Source organism: Mycobacterium sp. 852002-51152_SCH6134967 (assembly GCF_001667105.1).
GTDB lineage: Bacteria > Actinomycetota > Actinomycetes > Mycobacteriales > Mycobacteriaceae > Mycobacterium > Mycobacterium neumannii_A.
Genome location: NZ_LZIK01000001.1, coordinates 20,828 through 42,521, shown reverse-complemented (window position 1 = coordinate 42,521; position 21,694 = coordinate 20,828). Strand labels below are relative to the sequence as shown.

1 protein-coding gene (only partly in view) is annotated in these 21,694 nt (G+C 67.4%); it reads right to left on the bottom strand.

Translation table 11 applies throughout. The annotated features are described in order from the left end of the window. On the bottom strand, positions 1 to 21,694 hold the 5' portion of the coding sequence (locus A5790_RS00075; RefSeq protein ID WP_066840375.1) for a non-ribosomal peptide synthetase. It extends 8,330 nt beyond the left edge of the window; only the first 21,694 of its 30,024 coding nucleotides appear in the window; the start codon lies at positions 21,692 to 21,694; its stop codon lies beyond the left edge, outside the window.

The following is a 21,694-nucleotide window of genomic DNA, read 5'->3' as shown; positions in this document are numbered from 1 at the left end:
CGACCTCGCGGAGCCAAGCCATGATCGGGGTGGGCTGCACGGGTCCGGTGCCGTCATCGACCGTGGCGGCCGCGCCGCCCGCGGCATCGGCGACCCGGGCGAGCCGCGCCACCGTCTGCTCGACGAAGACATCACGCGGCCGACACCGAAGCCCCGCGGCCCGGGCGCGGGCCACCACTTGCATCGACAGAATGCTGTCGCCGCCCAGATCGAAGAACGAGTCGTCGACACCTACCCGCTCCAACCCGAGCACCTGCGCGTAGATGCCGGCCAGCACCTCCTCGACCGCATCGGCCGGGGCGCGGTACTGCGGCGCGCTCTGGTAGTCGGGCGCGGGCAGGGCGCGAGTGTCGAGTTTTCCGTTGACAGTCAACGGGATCGAATCGACCGCAACCACCGCGGCAGGCACCATGTAGGCAGGCAACCGCTCGGCTAGCGCGGTGCGCGCCGCGGCGGGGATGGCGGTGCCGGTGGTGTAGCCGACCAGACGCTTGTCGCCGGGGCGGTCCTCGCGGACGACGACCGCTGCCTGTTCGACGCCGTCGACTTCGGCCAGCGCGCTTTGGATTTCACCGAGTTCGACGCGGAATCCGCGGATCTTCACCTGCTCGTCGGCGCGACCGAGATATTGCAGTTGACCGTCGGCGCGCCAGCACACCAGATCCCCGGTGCGGTACATGCGTATGCCGGGCCGGCCGAACGGGCAGGCCAGGAACCGTCCCGCAGTGAGCCCGGCCCGGCCGAGGTAACCCATTGCCACGCCTCGGCCTGCCACGTACAACTCGCCGACGACGCCCGCCGGCACCGGCCGCAGCCACTCGTCGAGCACGAACAACGCCGCGGTCGGGACCGGCGCACCGATCGGCGCGGCCCCCGACCCGGCACTCAGCGCACGGCTCATCGTCACATAGACCGTGGCCTCGGTCGGCCCGTAGGCGTTGATCACCACCCGGCCCGGTGCCCACCGATCGACCACCTCGGCGGGACACACCTCACCGCCGAGCAGCACTGCCACCTCTTCGAGCCCCAACGGATTCAATGCGGCAACAGCGGAGGGGGTTTGGGTCAGCACGTTGACCCGTTCACGCACCAACAGCTCGTGGAAGTCGTCGGGCGAAGCGGTGACCGCTTCGGGGACGATCACCAGTCGTCCGCCGCCGAGCAGCGCCGCCCAGACTTCCCACACCGAGAAGTCGAAGCCGTACGAGTGACACTGTGTCCAGACCTGCTGGGTGGGTAGGGCCGTGGGCATCGACTCGGCCAGATGAGCCAGGTTCTGGTGGGTGATCGCCACACCTTTGGGGGCGCCGGTCGTGCCCGACGTGTAGATCAGGTAGGCGATGTCATCGACCGCAGGCGACGGCAGCGGTGCGCACGGGTATTCGGTGACGGCGGGGTCGTCGACGTCGACCACCGCGACGTCGCTTCCCGTCAACAGTTCGGCGAGCGTGGCCGTGGTCAGGACCGCGATCGGCTCGGCGTCGGCCAGTAGGAACTCCCGGCGCGCGGACGGCAGCGCCGGATCGATCGGCAGGTACGCCGCCCCGGCTTTGAGCACCGCCACCATGGCGACGATCGCTTCGCAGCATCGCTCGAACAGCAGCGCGACACGCGAGCCGGGTTCGACTCCGCGCTCGCTGAGCAGGTACGCCAACCGATTCGACGCGTCGTCGAGGTCGCGGTAGGTCAGCGTGCGGTCCGCGCCACGGACCGCCACCGCATTTGGGTGACGCCTCACATGTTCGGAGAACAACTCCGGGACCGACCGCGACGGCGGTGCGGCTGCGTTCAGCACCGGTCGATTACCCAGCTCTGCCAGTCGGTGGTGCTCGGAGGGCTCGAGGAGGTCCACCGCGGAGACGCGGCGGTGGGGATCGGCGGTCATCGTCGTCAACACCCGCTCGAAGCGGCCGACGAGCGCCTGGATGCTGGTCGCATCGAAGATGTCGGTGCGGAACTCGACCGCTCCCCGAATGCCGTCCGGCAGACCGGAATCAGTGAAGTGCTCCGACAGCGAGAACGTCAGATCCATTCTGGCAGTGTGGGTTTCGACGGGTAGCTGCATGACGTCCAGGTCGCCCAGCGTCAAGGCGGCCGCGTGATCACCGCCGAGGCCGGGCAGGTTCTGCCAGGCCAACAACACCTGAACCAGCGGGTGGTGCGCCAGTGACCGCATCGGGTTGAGCCGCTCTACCAGCAACTCGAACGGCACCTCCTGGTGGTCGAACGCCGCCAGACTGCGCCGCCGCACCTGGTCGAGCAGTTCGGCGAAGCTGGGGTCGCCGGTCAAATCGACCCGCAACACCAACGTGTTGACGAAGAAGCCGATCAGCTCGTCTAGAGCGGGATCACTGCGTCCCGCAATCGGGAAGCCCACCGCCACATCGGGGCTCGCGCTCAGCCGCGACAACAGCACCGCCAATCCGGCCTGCATCACCATGAAAGTGGTCGCGTTGTACTCCGCGGCCGTTTCGCGCACCCGTTGCTGCAACTCCGCGGGCCAATGCACCGTCATGACGGCGCCGCGCTGATCGGCGAGCGCTGGATAGGGTCGGTCCGTTGGCAACTGCAGGCGCTCGGGCAGGCCGGCCAACGCCTGCTGCCAGTGCTCCAGTTGCGCGGCGATCGGACTGTCGCTGTCGTCAAGGTCACCGAATCGCGCACGCTGCCACATCGTGTAGTCGACGTATTGCACGGGCAGCGGCGCCCACCCGGGAGCATCTCCGTGTCGGCGTGCCTCGTAGGCAACGCCCAGGTCGCGTACCAGCGGGCCCAACGACCAGCCGTCGGCGGCGATGTGGTGCACCACGCCGACCAACACATGGTCGTTGTCGCCGATACGAAAGACGCCGGCACGCAGTGGGATATGCGTAGACAGGTCGAACGGCTGAGCCGCCGCGGCGCCGATGGCCGCCATCAGCCTGTCTTCCGACCATCCGCGGGCCTCGACGACCTGCCAGCCCACATCGGCGCACCCGGCGGCAAGGACCAGCTGTTGCGCGGTGCCGTCGGGCGCCACGAACAGCGTGCGCAGGCTTTCGTGGCGGTCCACCACGTCACCCAGTGCCGCGCGTAGTGCGTCGCCATCGAGGTGACCGCGCAGCCGCAAAGCCACCACCATGTGATAAACCGGCGAGGGGCCGTGCAATTGGTCGATCACCCACAGTCGGCTCTGGGCGAACGACAGCGGAACGACAGCGGGTCGCTCACCAGCGACCAACGGCGGGCGACCACCCGCGCAGCGGCTCAGGCGTGGCGCCAGCCCACCGATCGTCGGCGCATCGAACAACGCGCGTACCGGGAGGTCGGCGTCCAAGCCCGCATTGATCGCGGCGACGACCCGCATCGCCGACACCGAGTCGCCGCCGAGGTCGAAGAAGGAGTCGTCGACACCCACGCGTGGCAGCCCGAGCACACGGGCATAGATACCGGCCAGCATCTCCTCGATGTGGCTGGCTGGAGCGCGATACCGAACGGCGTCGACATACTCGGGGGCCGGCAACGCGGCGGTGTCGAGCTTGCCGTTGACCGTGACCGGCAACCCGTTGAGCACCACCACCGCCGCCGGCACCATGTAGGGCGGTAGCCGGTCGGCCAACGCCGCACGCACCGCCGCCGCATCCACCGCGCCGGTCACATAGCCCACCAGCCGCTTGTCTCCGGGGCGGTCCTCGCGCGCGATCACCACCGATTGCTGCACCCCGGCCAGCCCGGCCAACGCCGCCTGCACCTCGCCCAGTTCGATGCGATAGCCGCGGATCTTGACCTGCTCATCGGCGCGCCCGAAATACTGCAACTGGCCGTCTGGACGCCAACACACCAGATCCCCGGTGCGATACATCCGCTGCCCCCCGCCGGCGAACGGACACGCCACGAACCGCGACGCGCTCAACCCCGCCCGACGCCAATACCCCACGCCCACACCGCTGCCCGCGACGTACAACTCCCCGACCACACCGGGAAGCACCGGCCGCAACCACCCGTCGAGGACAAACAACGCCGCTCCTGTGACAGGTGAGCCGATCGGCGGCGCACCCGAACCCGGCGTCAGAGGCGCGCTCTTGGAGGCGCACATCGTGGTTTCGGTGGGGCCATAGACGTTGAGCATCACCCGACCCGGCGCCCACCGGTCCACCAACTCGGCGGGGCAAGCCTCAGCGCCGATGACCAACGCGGTGGAGCCCAGGCCTTCGGGCGTGATTCCCCTCACGGCAGAGGGTGTCTGGGTAAGCACGCTGACGTGTTCGTACCGCAACAGTGCGTGGAAGTCTTCCGGCGCATGGGCCACGGTCTCGGGCACGATGACGAGTCGCCCACCATGCAGCAGTGCGCCCCAAATCTCCCACACCGAAAAGTCGAACGCATAGGAGTGGAACTGCGTCCACACCTGTGCCGGTGTCAACTCCAGGCCGGTGTCGAGTCGGTCGAACAGTTGCACGACGTTGTACTGAGTGACTGCAACACCTTTCGGCACACCGGTGGTCCCGGAGGTGTAGATGACGTGCGCGATGTCGTCCGGACGGGGTGCGGGCGGCGCGGTGCTGGGCTGGGTGTCGACGCGCGGGTCGGCGGCGTCGATGACCTCGATGTCGCACTCATCGAATCGGTGCGCCAGAGCGGCGGTGGTGACTGCTGCGACCGGCGTGGCGTCCGCGATCATGAACTTGATCCGGGTGGAGGGGTGGGCGGGGTCGATCGGCAGATACGCCGCACCGGACTTCAGCACCGCGAGGATCGCAAGGATGGCCTCGGGGCAGCGCGAAAACAGCAGCGCCACAGACTGACCCGGGCGAGCACCGTGTTCGGCAAGCAGGTGGGCCAGCCGATTGGACGCCTCGTCGAGTTCCCGGTACGACCACGCAGACTCGCCACAGTTCACCGCGATCGCATCGGGGGTGCGAGTCACCTGGGCAGCAAACACGGCCGGAATCGACGACGGCGTCGCCGCCGGTTGCGTCAGCACCGCGCGGTTGCCCATCTGGTCCAAGCGGGCATGCTCGTCGGCGTCGAGCAGGTCGATCGACACGAGCTGCCGCGCCGGGTCGGCGGTCATCGCGACCAGCACCTCCTGCAGACGCCCGATCAGCGTGCGTACTCCGGCCGGGTCGAACACCTCGGTGTCATACTCGAACCGAAGCGCGAGTTCGCGCCCCGGCATGGCCTGCAGCGTCAGCGGATAGTCGTTGCGCTCGCGGGTGCTGAACTCGGTGACGGCCAGCCCGTCGAAGTCGAGCAAATTCGCCGTGTCGACCGGGTAGTTCTCGTAGACGAAGAGCGTGTCGAACAACTGGTCCAGCCCGGTGATCCGGTGGATCTCGGCAAGCGAAAGATGCTGGTGCTCAAGGGTGTGGGCATGGGCTGTCCGAAGTTGTTTCAGCACATCGGACGTCGTGGTGTCCGGCGTGAAGGTCGCCCGGACGGGCACCGTGTTGATCAGCAGCCCGACCATCGACTCCGCGTCCGCGAGGTCGGCCGGACGGCCGGACACCGCAGTGCCGAACGCGACGTCCCGCCGGCCGGTCAACCACGTCAACAGATGCCCCCAAGCGGCCTGAAGCACGGTGTTGACGGTGGTGTGCTCTGAGCGCGCCAACACCTCGACGGCTCGACTGAGGTGCTCGGACAACCGATGCGACTCAACCCCCCGGCGCCCGGGCCGGCCGGGCGGGGCGACCATGGTCGGCGTGTCGAATCCGGCGAGGACTTCGCCCCAGGCCGCCCGCGCCGAGTCGACGTCACGCTCTGACATCCAGGTGACGTACCGGCGGAACGATCCGGCGGCCGACAACCGCTGCCCGAAGTAGCTCGCGAACAACTCTTGCGCGAGGATAGGCAGCGACCAGCCGTCGATCACGATGTGGTGGAAGGTCAGTACGCAGCGATGCCGATCCTCGGCGATGCGAATCAGCGCCGCACGAAACGCCGGTGCGTCGCTGAGACGGCAGACCGCGGCGCGTTCGTCGCCGCAAACCCGCGCGACCCGCTCGTCGGCGTCCTTGCCTGCCAGGTCGAGATACTGCCAGGCCGGTCGCGCATCGGCGGGGATGATCTGCACCGGTGGGTCGTACTCTCCGCAGAATCTAGCGACCAGGTGCGGATGGCGTGCGGCCACGGCGTGGACCGCCGCTTCCAGGCGATCGCGGCCCAGCGGACCGGTGATCGTGATGTCGAGTTGCATTGCGTACAGGTCGTCACCGCTGCCCTGTGCGGTGCTGGCGTGGAAGAGGAGGCCCTGCTGCATCGGGGTCAGCGGGAGGATGTCCGCGGGGCGGAATTGCGTCTCGAGCCGGTCGATTTGGTGTTGGTTGAGCCTGGCGGGCGTGATGTCCGAAGGGCTCAGCCCGCCGCCGCCCTTCCGGACGTAGGCGCAGATGCCGCTGAGTGCGCCGAAGAACAGGTCGCTGAGGCGGGTGACGTCGGCCTGGTTGACGGATGACGGAGCCCATGCCCATTTCGCCTGCAGCTGCGGTCCGGTGTCGGTGTCGACGGCCGCGGCGTTCAGCTCGACGGTGTGGGCCAGCGGCATGGGGATGGCCGCGGCGATGTCGACGAGCGACAAGTCATCTCTGCTGACCGTCCACAGTTCGCCCAGCCCTTTGGGCTCCGCGCCGCCGAGGCGGCCCAGATAGTTGAACCCGATCGACGGGTCGGTCGCCGGCAGCTCGATCTCGTCGTTGAGGTAACGCAGCAGTCCGTATGACAACCCCTCGGGCAGGCTGCGAAGTTGTTCCTTGGCGTCTTTCACCACGGCGCCCAGCATCGCGTCACCGGCGACGGTCTTGGTCCAGTCCAACTCTGGAATAGCCAGGGCGACGGGGTGTTTGAGCGTGAACCACCCCACTGTGCGCGACAAGTCGAGATCCGGCGCGAGATCGTCGTACCGGCCGTGGCCCTCGACGTCGATGCCCACGGGTTCGCCGCCGGTGTCGAGGAACCGCGACCAAGCGATCGCATATGCGATCAGCAGGATGTCCCCAATACCGGCGTGGAAGGCGGCGGGTACGTCGCCGAGCAGAACGCGGGTGGTGTCGGTGTCCAGCGCCGCGGACAGCTGGCCGGCACCGGCGTAGGTGTCGATGTCGGGCTGCGGCGCGGGGAGTGCGGGCGGCGCTACGGCGACATGCCGCCACGCGTCCGCCTGGCGCAGTACCGCGGGGTCGTGGGCACGCTCCGCCAACAACGAAGCCCACCGCCGGAACGACGTTCCTGCCATCGGCAGGTTGACCGGCTGCCCCTTGCGGTGTTGCGCCCAAGCGATGTTCAGGTCCTCGAGAAGGATGCGCCATGACACCGCGTCGACGGCCAGATGGTGGATGATCACCGCCAGCCGGCCGGTGGCGGGCACCCAAAGCGCGCTGAGCATCCGACCTGTGGCGGGGTCCAGCCGCGACCGCGCCGCTCTCACCGCCTCCTCAGACAGTTCGTCGACCGCGTCGACGCACGCGTCGGCGTCGACCGACCCCGGAACCGGTACGTGCAGTGACCAACCGCCGGCCCCGCCCTCTACCGCGTGCAGGCGCAACATGGCATGTCGGTCCACCAGCGCCTGCAGCACGGTGCCGACGTCGGCACGCGTCACCCCGCCGGGGGCATCGACGATGATTGTCTGGTTGAATTCCCGTACCGGGCCCTCGATTTCGCGCAGCCAGCGCATGATCGGTGTGGCTGCCACTTCTCCGAGGCCTTCGTCGATGGGGCCGGTGTCCGCGGTCAGCACCCGTGCGGCACGGGCGAGCCGGGCCACCGTCTGCTCGACGAAGATGTCCCGCGGCCGGCACGTCACGCCCGCTGCCCGAGCCCGCGCCACCACCTGCATCGACAAGATGCTGTCACCGCCGAGATCGAAGAAGGAGTCGTCGACGCCGACTCGCTCGAGTCCCAGCACTTCGGCGTAGATGCCGGTCAGAATCTCCTCGACCGCGTCGGCCGGCGCGCGGTACCGGTCACTGTCCTGGTAGTCGGGCGCGGGCAATGCGCGGACGTCAAGCTTGTTGTTCGGTGTCAGCGGCAGACTCTCCAACCGCATCACCGCGACCGGCACCATGTAACCCGGGAGCCGCCGGGCCAGGACCGCGCGCGTTTCGGCGGGGTCTGCCGCCCCGGTGAGATAGCCGACCAGCCGTTTGTCGCCGGGGCGGTCTTCGCGAGCGACGACGACTGCCTGCTCCACGCCGGCCAGTTCGGCGAGCGCGGCCTGGATTTCCCCGAGTTCGATGCGGTAGCCGCGGATCTTGACCTGCTCGTCGGACCGTCCCAGGTACTGCAGTTGGCCGTCAGCACACCAGCGCACCACATCACCGGTGCGATACATCCGCAGTCCCGCGCCGCCCCTGGACGGACAGGCCACGAAGCGCGACGCGGTCAGTCCGGGCCGGCCGAGGTAGCCGACTGCGACTCCCGCCCCGGCCACGTACAGTTCACCGACCGATCCGGGCGGCACCGGCCGTAGCACGTCGTCGAGAACCAACAGCGCCGCCCTGGACACCGGCGAGCCGATCGGCACGCTCGAGCCCGGCGCCAGTGGGGCGCTGATGGCCACACACATCGTGGTCTCGGTCGGGCCGTAGGCGTTGAGCATCACCCGCCCAGGCGCCCACTGCTCGACGACCTGGGCCGGGCACGCCTCACCGACCACCACCAACGCGGTCGACTCCAACCCCTCGCGGCGCAGCATCCCTGCGGCAGAGGGCGTTTGGGTCAGTACGCTCACTTTCTCGGTGGTCAGCACCGCGTGAAAGTCGTCGGGCGAGGCGGCGACGCTCTCGGGTACGACGACGACCCGTCCACCGCGCAGCAGTGCGCCGAAGATCTCCCAGACCGAGACGTCGAACGCCAACGAATGGCACTGCGCCCATACCCCGGGCCGCGGCAGTCCGGCGTCCAGCGACGACAACAGCTGGGTCACGTTGTGGTGGGTGACCGCAACGCCTTTGGGCACGCCGGTGGTGCCCGAGGTGTAGATGACGTACGCGAGGTGTTCGGCGGGGGGCGGCGGTAGCGCGGTGTCCGGCGGGGTCGCGATGCCGGGATCGTCGACGTCGACAACGAGCACGTCGCAGCCATCGAGGCTGTCGCGCAGGGCCGCCGTGGTGACCGCGGCGATCGGTGCGGTGTCGGCGATCATGAACTCGATACGCGCCGACGGCAAGCCCGGATCGATCGGCAGGTACGCCGCTCCGGTCTTGAGTACCGCAAGTATCGCTGCGATTGCCTCGGCCGACCGGCTCATCGCCAGCGCCACGCATCGTCCCGGTTGCGCCCCGCAGCCGATCAACAAGTGCGCCAGCCGGTTCGAAGCCTCGTCCAGTTGCCGGTAGGTCCAGGAAGTGTCCAGACAGCTGACCGCGACCGCATCCGGTGCGCGCGCCACGTGTTCGGCGAACAACGCCGGAATCGAGTCCGGCGCAGGCCTCGGGGCGGTCAATCCGACGAGGTTGCCGAACCGCTCGAGTTGCGCGTGCTCTTCGTCGGCGAGCACGTCCACCGCCGACAACCGCCGCGAGGGATCGATCGTGATCGCAGTCAAGACCCGTTGTAGCCGTGCGACCAGGGTCTCGACGGTGGCGGCGTCGAACACGTCGGTGCGGAATTCGACCGTCCCGCCGATCCCGTCGCACTCACCAGTGTCGGTCCAGTACTCGGACAGGGAGAACACCAAGTCCATACGAGCGGTGTGGGTTTTCACGGGCATCCGGGTGACCTGCAGATCGCCGAGCGTCAGCCCGCCGGTATCGTCGGCGCCTCCGATGGCCGTCTGCCAGGCCAACGCAACCTGTACGAGCGGGTGATGGGTCAGGCTGCGGGCCGGGTTGAGCCGATCGACCAGCACTTCGAACGGCACATCCTGGTTCTCGTAGGCGTCCAGGCTGCTCCGTCGCACTTGCGCAAGCAACTCCGCGACCGTCGGGTCGCCCGCCAGATCCACCCGCAGCACCAAGAGGTTGACGAAGAAACCGACGAGGTCATCGAGCGCGGGATCGCGGCGTCCGGCGATCGGGAACCCAACGGCGACATCGTAGCTGGTACTCAGCCGGGACAGCAACGCAGCCAAGCCGGCTTGGACGACCATGAAACTCGTCGCATTGTGCTGCGCGGCCACATCCCCCACCCGACGTTGCAACTCGGCCGGCCACTGGACGGTCACCGTGGCGCCGCGCTGCTCGGCCACCGGGGGGTAAGGACGGTCGGTCGGTAGCTGCAGCCGTTGGGGCATCCCCGCCAGCGCGTCCTGCCAGTACGCCAGTTGGGCTCCGATGGGACTGCTGTCGTCGTCGAGATTGCCGAACTGCTCACGCTGCCACAGCGTGTAATCGGCGTACTGCACCGGCAATTGCGACCACGCCGGTGGCCGCCCCGCGCACCGGCTCGTGTATGCCGCGTTGAGATCGCGTATCAGCGGGGCGATCGACCAGCCGTCGGCGGCGATGTGGTGCACTACGCCCGCCAACACGTGTTCGTCTTCACCGACGTGGAACAGCCGGGCTCGCAACGGGATCTGCGAAGAGAGGTCGAAGGCCAGGCGTACCGTCTCCTCGATGGCGTCGCTGCGCCGCTCCGCCGACCAGGCAGTGGCGTCGACGACCTGCCATCCGAAGTCGGCGTTGTCGGCGGCCACGACGTGCTGCTGTGGGACCCCCTTGGGCGCTCGGAACAACGTGCGCAGGCTCTCATGGCGGGCGACGAGGTCGTGTAGAGCCGCTTGCAGCGCGTCGATGTCAAGCTGCCCTTGCAGATTCAGCGCGACAGTCATGTTGAAAACGGCTGAAGGACCCTGTAACTGGTCGAGGAACCACAGCCGCCTCTGGGCGAACGACAATGGGATCACCGGGGGACGCGCGACCGGGACCAATGGTGCGCGCCGGCCCCCGTCACCGCCGAGACAGCGCGCCAGCCCGGCGACTGTGGGCGCGTCGAACAAGGCACGCACGGAGAGATCGCCGTCGAGGCTGGTGTTGATGTCGGCGACCACGCGCATCGCCAAGATACTGTCCCCACCGAGGTCGAAGAAGGAGTCGTCGACACCGACGCGTTCGAGTCCGAGCGCCCGCGCGTAGAGGCTGACCAGGATCGCCTCGATGGGAGTGGCCGGGGCGCGGTAGTGATCGACGCCCTGGTACTCCGGTGCCGGCAAGGCACGGACGTCGAGCTTGCCGTTCGCCGTCAGTGGCATTACGTCGAGCACCACCACGGCTGCGGGCACCATGTAGGACGGCAACCGCTCGAAAAGGGCGGCCCGCGTCTCCGCCGGATCAATTGTCCCAGGGATGGTTTCGGTGAGGTAACCCACCAGGCGTTTGTCACCGGGGCGGTCCTCGCGGGCGATCACCGCGGCCTGCTCGACGCCGATCAGCTCAGCAAGCGCGGTGCGCACCTCACCGAGTTCGATCCGGTAGCCGCGTACCTTGACCTGCTCGTCGGCGCGACCCAGGTACTGCAATTGCCCATCTGCGCGCCACCGCACTAGATCACCGGTACGGTACATCCGTGCGCCGAGCTCACCGCCGGGACATGCGACGAACCGCGATCCGGTCAGGCCAGGCCGACGCCAGTATCCGACGCCGACCCCTCGGCCCGCCACGTACAGCTCGCCCACCACCCCGGGCGGTACCGGGCGCAGCCACCCGTCGAGGACGAACAGCGCGGCGCCCGGCACGGGTGCACCGATCGGCACCGTGTCCGATCCTGCCGTCAGTGGCGCGCTGATTGTCGCGTACACGGTGCTCTCGGTCGGCCCGTAGCCGTTGAGCATCACCCGGTCCGACGCCCAGCGGTCCACCACCTCGGCCGGGCAGGCCTCACCGGCCGCCATCAACGTGACGGCTGCCAAGCCCTCGGTTGAAAGCGCCTGCACCGCCGTCGGTGTCTGACTCAGCACGGTGACGTGCTCACTGCGCAACAAAGCGTTCAGGTCCTTCGGCGAGCGGGCCACCGACTTGGGCACCACCACAAGCCGTGCGCCGAACAACAGCGCGCCCCAGATCTCCCAGACCGAGAAGTCGAAGGCCAATGACGAACACTGGGTCCACACCTGATACGGCCCCAGCTCGAGGCCGACGTCGAGGGAGTCGAAGAGGCGAGTGACGTTGTGATGTGTGACCGCAACGCCTTTCGGTACGCCCGTGGTCCCCGATGTGTAGATTATGTGCGCGATGTCGTCGGCGGCCGGTTCGGGCAGCGCGCAGGTCGGCTCTGCGGATATCGTGGCATCGTCGAGTTCGACGACAGGGACGTCGATGTCGTGCATCCGGTCCGCCAGGTCGCCGGTGGTGAGCGCGGCGGCCGGTGCGGCGTCGGCGACGATGAACTCGATACGAGCCCTGGGCGTCGACGGGTCGATCGGCAGGTAAGCTGCCCCGCTCTTGAGCACGGCCAGTATCGCCACGACGGCCCGTGCCGAGCGCTCGGACACAATCACTACACACCGGCCCGGGCCGGCTCCATGTCGAACTAGCAAGTGGGCGAGTCGATTCGACGCCTCGTCGAGCTCGCCGTACGACATCGACTCACGCTCGAAGGTCAGCGCGACCGCCTGCGGGTCGCGCGCCTTCTGCGCGGCGAAAAGCGCCGGAATCGTTGTCGGCGCCGAGGTCTGGGTCAACACCGCTATGTTGCTGTGCCGGTCGAGAACCGCGTGCTCGTCGCGGTCGAGCAGATCGATCGACGACAACCGGCGCGTCGGGTCGGCGGTCATCGCCTGCAGCACCCGCTGAAAGCGCCGGCTGAGCTCGTCGACCTCAGTCGCCTCGAACACGTCGGTGTCGAACTCGATGCGCATTCCCAACTCCGTGCCCGGCTGCGCGACGACCGCGAGCGGGTAGTGGGTGGATTCGCGTCCGTTGACCTCGGTGATGGTCAGCCCGTTGCTGAGCAACGTGCGGGCGTCGACGGGATAGTTCTCGTACACGAAGACGGTGTCGAACAGCAGATCCTGGCCGGTGGCGTGGTGAATCTCGCTCAGCGCGAGGTGCTGGTGTTCCAGTGTGTGGTTGTAGCTGCGCTGCAGTTGGTCCAGCAACTCGCCGACAGTCGTCGCCGGAGTGGTGTAGGCGCGCACCGGCACGGTGTTGATCAGCAGGCCGACCATCGATTCAGCGCCGATGATGTCGGTGGATCGCCCGGACACCGCAGTGCCGAATGCGACATCGTGGTGGCCGGTCAGTGACACCAGCAACTGCGCCCAGGCGGCCTGCAGCACCGTGTTGACGGTCGTGTGGCATGAGCGTGCCAGCTCGCCGAGCGCCCGCGTCGAGTCCTCGCCGACCCGGAACGCGGTGGTCCCTCGCGGCCCGAGCCTCAGCCGGTTCGGAGGGCCTACCAGAGTGGGCGTGTCGAAGCCGGCCAGCACCTCACGCCAGGCCGCACGCGCCGCGGTGTTGTCCCGTTCGGCAAGCCACATGACGTATCGGCGGTAGGAACCGGCGGCGGGCAGTCGGTGTCCGTAGTAGCTGGCGAAGATCTCTCGGGCGACGATCGGCAGCGACCAGCCGTCGAGCACGATGTGGTGGTTGGTCAGCACCAGTCGGTGTCGGTTCGGCGCCGTCCGCACGACGGCCGTCCGGAAGGCGGGTGGACGGGTGAGGTCGCAGACCGCGGCACGTTCGTCCGCGCACAGCTTCGTGATCGCCTCAGCCACATCGGTTTCGAGGGGCCGGTAGACCGCGTCCGTGGTCGCTGTATCGGTCGGCGGCGCACCGGGGGTCAGGCCGGCAGCCACCGCGGCGGCGGCCGCATCCATGCCGACATCCATGCCGACATCGATGCCGGTGGCACCAAGGTCGAAGAACGTCCAAGGGATGACGGGGTCGGCGGGAATGACCTGGATCGGTTGCCCGTAGTGGCCGTCGAACCGGGCCGCGAGGTTGGGGTGGCGCTTGGCCACCGTCTCGATGGCGTGTCGGAGTCGCTGCGGATCGAGTGGGCCGTCGATGGAGATGTCGAGTTGCATGGCGTAGACCGCGTCGTCTGCGCTGGCCGTGGTGTTGGCGTGGAAGAGCAACCCCTCCTGAAGCGGGGTCAGCGGAAGGATGTCGGCGACGCGGTCCTGCTTCTCGAGCTGGTCGATCTGGTCCTGGTCGAGGACGACGGGTGTGATGTCGGAGGGTGTCAACCCACCGCCGCCGCGTACGACGTGGCGGCAGATGCCCTTCAGCGCGTCGAACCATAGACGGTTGAGCCCGTCGACTTGGCTTTCGTCCAAAATCGATGCCGCCCATGTCCAATTGGCCTGTAGCAGCGCCCCATTGGCGCCCTCGACGGCCGCGGTGTTGAGTTCGACGGTGTGTGACAGCGGCATGGCTACCGCCGTGACGGCATCTGCTAACGCCAACCCGTCATCGCAGAGCCGCCACATGTCCTCGGACATCTGCACGCCGCCTGCGTCCAGCCGTCCGAGGTAGTTGAACCCGACGGCCGGATCAGTCTCGGGCAGCTCGACACCGGTGTTGAGGTAACGCAATAGTCCGTATGTCATGCCGTCCGGTAGGGCACGCAGTTGTTCCTTGGCGTTCTTGAGCACAGCGCCTACCGCGGCGTCACCGGCGACCACCTGACCCCAGCGCAGCGGATCGAGGGTCAGCGCCACCGGGTACTTCGACGTGAACCAGCCCACCGTACGGGACAGGTTGAGCTCGGGAGCCAGGTCTTCGTTGCGCCCATGGGTTTCGACATCGATGACGACGGAGTCGTTCCCTGCGAGGAACGTTCGCCATGCCAACGCGAACCCGATCAGCAGGATGTCCTGCACGCCGGCGTGTAACGCGGAAGGCACCTGCCCCAACAGCAGTCGCGTCGTCTCCGGATCCAGCGACGCTGACAACCGGCCCGCGGTGGCATAGGTATCTTTCTCAGGTCGTACGCGGGGCAAAGCCGTTGGCATGGTGGACGCTTTGCGCCAGGTGTCGGCGGAGGCGATGACCGCCGGACTGTGAGCTTGCTTGTCGAGCAGCGCCGCCCAGCGCTGAAACGAGGTGCCTAACGGTGGCAACTCGATCGGCTGTCCGCTGTGGTACTGCGTCCAGGCGATGTTGAGGTCTTCGAGGAGAATCCGCCACGAGACCGCGTCTACGGCGAGGTGGTGGACGATCAAACCCAACTCGCCGGTGCTCGGCGCCCACAGACCGCTGAGCATCACGCCCGCGGAGGGGTCGAGTCGAGAACGCCCGGCCACCAACGCATCTGTCGTCAACTCTTCTACGGTGTGCAGGCTTGCCGCGGCGTCGACCGACCCAGGCTCGGGCACGTACAGCGACCAGCCCGTCTCGCGGTGTTCGGCACGCAGCCGCAAGGCGGCGTGGCGGTCCAACAGCGTCTGCAGCATGGCGACGACATCGGGGTGGGTGACCCCTGCCGGCGCCTGCACCACCACGGTCTGGTTGAATTCGTCTATATCGCCGGATATTTGATTCAGCCAGCACATGATGGGCGTCGCATTGACGGCACCGACGCCCTCGTCGGCAGGGCCGATCTCATCGCCGGCTATCCCGGCGACCCGGGCCAGCCGGGCAACGGTCTGCTCGACGAAGATGTCGCGGGGCCGACACCGCAGACCGGCGGCGCGGGCCCGGGCCACCACCTGCATCGACAAGATACTGTCGCCGCCGAGATCGAAGAACGAGTCGTCGACGCTGACCCGCTGAACACCCAGCACCTGCGCATAGATGCCGGCCAACACCTCTTCGACTGCGTCGGCAGGTGCCGAGTAATGCTGCGGGCTCTGGTAGTCGGGGATCGGCAGTGCGCGGGTATCGAGTTTTCCATTGACGGTCAAAGGCAGTGCGTCGAGAAGCACCACCGCCGTCGGCACCATGTACGCGGGCAACCGGTCGGCGAGCACGGGCCGCACGGAGGCCGGATCGACTGTCCCGGGCACACTTTCGGTGAGGTAGCCGACCAGCCGTTTGACCCCGGCCCGGTCCTCGTGGGCTATGACGGCGGCCTGCTCGACGCCGTCGAGGGCGGCGAGGGCGGCTTGGATCTCGCCGAGCTCGATGCGGTAGCCGCGGATCTTCACCTGCTCGTCGGCGCGACCCAGGTACTGCAGTTGACCGTCGGCGCGCCAGCACACCAGATCCCCGGTGCGGTACATGCGTGTGCCGGGCCGGCCGAACGGGCAGGCCTGGAACCGGCTTGCGGTCAGCCCGGACCGCCCCAGGTAGCCGAGGCCCACGCCTCGACCGGCGACGTACAACTCGCCGACCACTCCGGCCGGAACCGGGCGCAGCCACTCGTCGAGAACGAACAGCGCCGCAGTCGCCACCGGCGCACCGATCGGCGCCGCCCCGGTGCCTGCCTGCAGGGGTGTGCTCATCGAGGCGTACACCGTTGTCTCGGTAGGGCCATAGGCGTTGATCACCACGCGGCCGGGGGCCCAATGGTCTACGACATCGGCTGGGCACGCTTCGCCGCCCAGCAGTACGGCCACGGACTCCAACCCGTCCGAATTCAGAGCCGCCACTGCGGATGGAGTCTGGGTGAGCACGTTGACCTGTTCGCGCACCAGCAGGGCGTGGAAGTCCTCCGGTGAAGCGGCCACCTCTTCGGGCACCACCACGAGCCTGCCGCCGCCGAGCAGGGCAGCCCAGATCTCCCAGACCGAGAAGTCGAAACCGTAGGAGTGACATTGCGTCCACACCTGCGCTGCAGGCAGACCCGGTGGTGTCGAGGCGGCGAGATGAGCCAGGTTGTGGTGGGTGATGGCCACGGCTTTGGGAGTTCCGGTGGTCCCCGAGGTGTAGACGACGTAAGCGATGTCCTCGGGTGCCGGTGTCGAGAGCGTGGAACCGCGCTGCGCGTCCTCGCCGGGGTCGACGGCGTCGAAAACGGTGAGCGTGTAACCGTTGAGGCGCTGTCGCAGATCGGGGGTGGTGAGCGCGGCCACCGGTGTGGCGTCGGTGAGCATGAACTCGACACGGGCGTCCGGGTGGGCCGGGTCGATCGCCAGATAAGCGGCGCCGGTCTTGAGTACCGCCAGCATCGCCACGATCGCCTCGGCGGAGCGTTCCAGCAGCAACGCGACAGTCTCACCGGGACCAGCACCATGGGCAGACAGCAGGTGTGCCAACCGATCTGAGACTTGGTCGAGTTCGAGGTACGTCCACGAATCCCGTCCGCAGCTGATCGCAACCATCTCCGGACGGCGCATGACGTGCTCGGCGAACAGCTGCGGTATCGACGCGGCCGCAGGAGCCGCGTCGGCGAGCACCGCGCGGTTGCCGATCTGATCCAGCCAAGCGAACTCGGTGGCGTCGAGCAGCTCGATCGACGACAAGCGCGCTGCCGGATCGGCTGTCATGGCCGTCAGGATCCGCTCGAACCGTTGCAGCAGAGTCGTGATCGTGTGCGGGTCGAAAACGTCGCTGCGGAATTCTACTTCCCCCGAAATGCCAGCTGGCTCAGCGGTTTCCGTCCACCGCTCGGCCAGCGAGAATGACAGGTCCATGCGCGCGGTGTGAGTGTCGACCGGAATCTGGGTGACTTGGAGCCCGTCCAACGTCAACGGGGTGGGGGCGCCCGCATTGCCGGGCAGGTTCTGCCAGGCCAATAACACCTGGACCAGCGGGTGATGGGTCAGGCTGCGGGTCGGGTTCAGGCGTTCGACGAGCGCCTCGAAGGGTACGTCCTCGTTTTCGTAGGCGCCTATGCTGCGTTGGCGTACTTGCGCGAGTACCTCATCGACCGTGGGGTCCTCCGCCAGGTCAACCCGCAGAACCAACGTGTTGACGAAGAAACCCACTAACTCGTCGAGTGCAGGATCGGTGCGGCCGGCGATCGGAAACCCCATCGCTACATCCGGACTGCCACTCAACCGCGACAGCAGTACCGCGAGCGCGGCCTGCACCACCATGAAACTGGTCGCGTTGCAATTCGCGGCCAACTGACGTACCCGCTGCTGCAGTGACGCCGGCCAGTCCACTGGCAAGGTGGCGCCCTGCTGGTCGGCCACTGGGGGATAGGGCCGATCAGTTGGAAGCTGGAGCCGTTCGGGCATGCCCGCCAAGGCCTCGTGCCAGTAGTCCAGCTGTGCGGCGATCGGGCTGCGGCTGTCCGCCAGATCGCCGAACTGTGCACGCTGCCATAACGCGTAGTCGACGTACTGCACCGGTAACGCAGACCACTCGGGCTCTCGGCCCTGTCGGCGGGCTTCATACGCCTGACCCAGATCGCGCGCCAGCGGTGCCACTGACCATCCGTCAAACGCGATGTGGTGCACCACGATCCCCAACAGATACTCCTGGGGGCCAATCGCATACAGTTGAGCGCGAAGCGGAATCTCCACCGACAGATCGAACGGATAGACCGCCAGTGCCGTCAACTCGCCGAACGCCTCGCGCTCGGACATCGATTCCACCGGCATGCCATAGCGCCGCCACATCGCAGCATCGGCGGACAGCACCTGTTGACATGGCACACCGTCGGTTTGGAAATACACGGTGCGCAACACTTCGTGTCGCGCAACGACATCGTCCAGGGCGGTAACGAGTGCCTTGACGTCCAGTGGGCCATTGATCCGCAGCACGGTCGGCATGTTGTAGGCACCCGCCTGCAGCTGGTCCAGGAACCACAGCCGACTCTGGGCGAACGACAACGGAATCACCGCAGGCCGCTGGCCGGCCACCAACTGCGGGCGCCGACTTCCGTCAGCTCTGACGCGGGATGCCAACAGGGCGACCGAGGGCGCATCGAACAACGCGCGTACGGTCAGGTGGGCGTCGACGGACTTGGCGATCATGCCGACCGCGCGCATCGCCGACAAGGAGTCGCCGCCGAGGTCGAAGAAGGAGTCGTCGACACCCACGCGTGGCAGCCCGAGCACACGGGCATAGATACCGGCCAGCATCTCCTCGATGTGGCTGGCTGGAGCGCGATACCGATCGGCGTCGACATATTCGGGGGCCGGCAACGCGGCGGTGTCGAGCTTGCCGTTGACCGTGACCGGCAACCCGTTGATCACCACCACCGCCGCCGGCACCATGTAGGGCGGTAGCCGGTCGGCCAACGCCGCACGCGCCGCCGCCGGATCCACCGCGCCGGTCACGTAGCCCACCAGCCGCTTGTCTCCGGGGCGGTCCTCGCGCGCGATCACCACCGATTGCTGCACCCCGGCCAGCCCGGCCAACGCCGCCTGCACCTCGCCCAGTTCGATGCGATAGCCGCGGATCTTGACCTGCTCATCGGCGCGCCCGAAATACTGCAACTGGCCGTCTGGACGCCAACACACCAGATCCCCGGTGCGATACATCCGCTGCCCCCCGCCGGCGAACGGACACGCCACGAACCGCGACGCGCTCAACCCCGCTCGACGCCAATACCCCACGCCCACACCGCTGCCCGCGACGTACAACTCCCCGACCACACCGGGAAGCACCGGCCGCAACCACCCGTCGAGGACAAACAACGCCGCTCCTGTGACAGGTGAGCCGATCGGCGGCGCACCCGAACCCGGCACCAGCGGAGCACTTCTCGATGCGCAGATGGTCGTCTCGGTCGGCCCATAGCCGTTGAGCATCACCCGACCCGGCGCCCACCGGTCCACCAACTCGGCGGGGCAAGCCTCGCCGGCCACCAGCAGCGCCATCGATTCCAGGCCCTCCGGCGCAAGTGTTCCCAGCGCCGAGGGTGTCTGGCTCAGGACGCTGACGTTCTCGGCGACGAGCAAGGCGTGCAGGTCTTGCGGGGAGGCCGCGACCTCCTCGGGCACGATCACCAACCGCCCACCGTGTAGCAAAGCGCGCCAGATCTCCTCGACTGAGGCGTCGAAGCCATACGAATGCCACTGCCCCCACGCGCGGGCGGACAGATGCTCATCGGGTGGACCAAGTAATCGGGTGAGGCTACGGTGCGTGATCGCAACACCTTTGGGAGCCCCCGTGGTGCCGGAGGTGTAAATGACGTGGGCGATGTCGTCGGGATCGGGTGGCGGCAACGAGTCGTCGGACTCTAACCGCGTCGCCGCGTCGTCGACGTCGATGACCGGCAGCCCGTATCCGGAGAGCGACGAGGCCAACTCAGCGGTCGTCATCGCGGCGACGGGCGCAGCGTCCTCGATGATGTATCCGATCCGGGCCGCGGGCGTCGCCGGGTCAATCGGCAGGTACGCCGCGCGGGTCTTCAAGCACGCCAGGATTGACAGAATCGCCTCGGCACTGCGCGAAAACAGCAGCGCCACTATCTGTCCTGGCCGCACTTTGCGTGAGACCAGCAGGCGAGCCAGTCGGTCGGACGCCTCGTCCAACTCCCGATAAGTCCACGTGCGGTCGCCGCATACCAGCGCGATCGCATCGGGCGTGCGTGTCACCTGCGCAGAGAACAGCGCAGGGATCGACGACGTGGGTGGGGCCGTGGTCAGCACCGCACGATTACCACATTCGTCGAGGCGTGCCTGATCGTTCGATCCGAGGACAGTCAACGACAACAACCGACACTCGGGAGCGGCTGCCATGGCCGTCAACATCCGTTGCAGACGTTCGGCCAGATCCGGTGGCGTGAAGTCCGCAAACGGTTGCCCTGCCCCCGCCGAAAAGAATGACTGCTGATCACCGACTCCGACGAAGAACAAGCCGAAGTGCCCGACCGGGCCGAATGTCGTGTACGTTGCCGTCGCCGGCACACCGGCGAGGTTCAGCGACAGGCGGGAGGGAACGAAGTTGAGCACGACCCGGTCCGGCACTTGTCGCAATCGGCGGTGGTCACCGCCGAGCTCGAGGGATCGCACCGGAAAACGTTGATGAAGCAACATTTCTCGAGTTCGCTTGTCGACCTGCCGGCAGAGGTCGGCGACTGTGGCGTGCGGCGACATTTTCACGACCAGCGGGACGACTCCGGCGAGCATTGCGGGAAGCGTTTTCGTCTTTGCATCCACCCGCCTGCTGACCGGGAAGTCGAGCACCACCTCCGAGTCGCCGTGGCTGCAGCCGCGCACCAGCAGCGCGCACGCCGCAGTGAGGACGGACGACCGCCGGATGCCCAGTGCCTTGGCCAACTCTTTGACGCAACCGGCGACCGCCGGATCGAGGTGGATCGAAGGGGATGGCCGGTGCGAATCGGTCGTGCTCTCGGTTCGCGGTAGCCGGAAGTCTGGTGCGGATTCCGACGGGAGGTTCTCCCGCCAGTACGCTTCGTCATCTTGGTAGTCGGTCGACGACTCGTACTCCAGCTCGCTGCGCACGAAGTCCCGAAGAGAGCCGAAGAAAGCGGGCGAGGCGGGCGCGCCTGCGACAAGTGCTGAGTAGATCGCGGCGATGCGCCTGCCCACCAGTCCCATGCTGATGCCGTCGATGACGATGTGATGACAGCATGCGAACCAGTAATACTCGTTGGGCCGCGTTGCAAACAGCGCAAACTTCATCAGCTTGCCGTCGAACGGCATCGGGGTGCGTTCGATCGCTGTCGCAATCTGCCGGGCTTCCTGCTCAGCGTCGTACGAGCCGATCAGGTCGTAGCGAGCCAACTCGACGTCGGAGTAGTCGATCGCTCGCTGGACTACTTGACCGTCCTTCTCGAAGAAGGCGGCGCGAATCGGTTCGGCTTCCTGCAGCCCCAGCCTGATCGCCTGTTCGAAGACGTCCGGCTGGATGGCGCCCTCGATTTTGACGAACATGCCGAGCTGCCACTCGGTGCCGGAGTGGCCCGACTGTTGGGCAAGCCAAATGTCAAGTTGCCGGCGCGTCAACGGCAATGCCTGGTTGTCAAGCTCCAT